The organism is Streptomyces sp. NPDC005899, assembly GCF_040629645.1.
Taxonomy (GTDB): Bacteria; Actinomycetota; Actinomycetes; order Streptomycetales; family Streptomycetaceae; genus Streptomyces.
This window is the reverse complement of the sequence record NZ_JBEXWB010000653.1, coordinates 1-1,656: the sequence shown is the minus strand read 5'-3', so window position 1 is coordinate 1,656 and position 1,656 is coordinate 1. Positions and strand designations below refer to the sequence as shown.

1 protein-coding gene and 1 pseudogene are annotated in these 1,656 nt (G+C 74.1%); both read right to left on the bottom strand.

All coding sequences use genetic code 11. The features are described 5' to 3' along the window. The coding region (lhgO, locus tag ABZ371_RS32415; RefSeq protein WP_358686482.1) for an L-2-hydroxyglutarate oxidase at positions 1-1,204 on the bottom strand (1,204 nt) is incomplete at its 3' end. A gap of 172 nt (positions 1,205-1,376) precedes the next feature. Beyond that, positions 1,377-1,616 (bottom strand): annotated as a pseudogene (locus ABZ371_RS32410) (helix-turn-helix transcriptional regulator); the annotation flags it as partial. Positions 1,617-1,656 lie beyond the last annotated feature (40 nt).

Sequence of the window (1,656 nt, the reverse complement as noted above, 5' to 3'; positions counted from 1 at the left end):
AGCCGGCCTCGCCGGCGAACACGGCGTCCCGGATGTACTCGGCGATCGCCATGGAAGCGGTGGCGGCGGGCGAGGGGGCGTTGCGTACGGCGGTGACCCGGCCCATGCGGTGGATGCGGAAGTCGTCGACCAGCGAGCCGTCGCGGTCGAGCGCCTGGGCCCGTACGCCGGCGCCGCCACGGACCACGTCCGAGGCGCCGACGCCCGGCACGTAGTCGGCGGCCGCCCTCATGAACGCCCGGGTGGACAGCGACGCGCGGTACTCCTTGACGCCCGTCCTCCAGTGCCGGGCGGCCATTCGCCAGGTACCCGGGTAGACGGCGAGCCGCGCGAGGTCCCTCACGGACACGTCGGACAGTCCGTAACCCTCCTTGGCGAGCGCCAGGACCGCGTTCGGGCCGACCTCGACCGAGCCGTCCACCCGGGGCGTGAAGTGCACGCCCAGGAAGGGGTAGCGGGGGTCGGGCACAGGGTAGACCAATCCGCGCACCAGGCCGGTCCTGTCCGGCCTGAGCAGCATGTACTCACCCCGGAAGGGCACGATCCGCGGCTCCTGCGTGTCCCGGGCGAGACGGGCCACGGAGTCCGACTGGAGCCCCGCGCACAGGATCAGCCGGTCGACCCGGAGCCGCTCGCCCGCGGAGGCCACGTCGATGCCGCCGGCCACCCGTGTCAGGGAGGACACCGCGAAGCCCAGCCGCACCTCGCCGCCGCTCGACACGATGTCCTGCGCGAACCGCCGGGCGATCGCCGCGTAGTCGGTGATCGCGGTGCGGGGGGAGTGCAGCGCCGCGATGCCGCCCGCGTGCGGCTCGATCTCCCGGATCTCCTGCCTGGAGATCCTTCGCAGGTCCGGCACGTGGTTGTCGCGGGCCCGCTCGTGGAGCGCGTTCATGCGGCCCAGTTCCTCCTCGCGCACGGCGACGACGAGCTTGCCGACCTCCTGGTAGGGGAGGGCCCGGTCCCGGCAGTACTCGCGCAGCAGGGAGACGCCCCGCACGCAGAGGCGGGCCTTCAGGCTCTGCGGCGGATAGTAGATGCCGGCGTGCACCACGCCGGAGTTGTGGCCGGTCTGGTGGGCCGCCACCCGGTCCTCCTTCTCGAACACCACGACCCGGGTGCCCGGACGGCTCAGGGCGATCTCCCGGCCCGTCGCCAGGCCCACGATGCCCGCGCCGACGATGCCGACCGTCTCGTCCGCCATCGGCGTCCTCCTTCCTGACTGTGGAACCGCTCCGCGACAGTGTCAGGGAACCGGTGCCGCCCGACCCGTACCGCCGTACCTTCGCAGAAGGCGACGGGACGGCCGCGGGCCGTCCCGCCCCGGCACCCGCGGGAACCCGCCGGTCCGCAGCCGCGGCGGGCCCCCGGATGCCTCACTCCCCCTCCCCGCCGAGGGGTGCGGGGCTGCTCCGAGGGGCCGTCAGGCTCGTGCGGGACGTGGTCCGCAGTTTGCGCATGGCGCTGGCGATGTGCTGCTCCACCGTGCGGTGCGACAGGTGCAGCGTCGCCGCGATCTCCCGGTTGGTCAGGCCGCCGGCCGCCAGTTCACCGACCTCCCTCTCCCGCGGGGAGAGCTCGTCCGCGTAGGAGGGGCGTCCGCGCGGGCGACGCGCGCGGTCTCCTCGGGCTCAGCTGCACCGCGCCGGACACGGA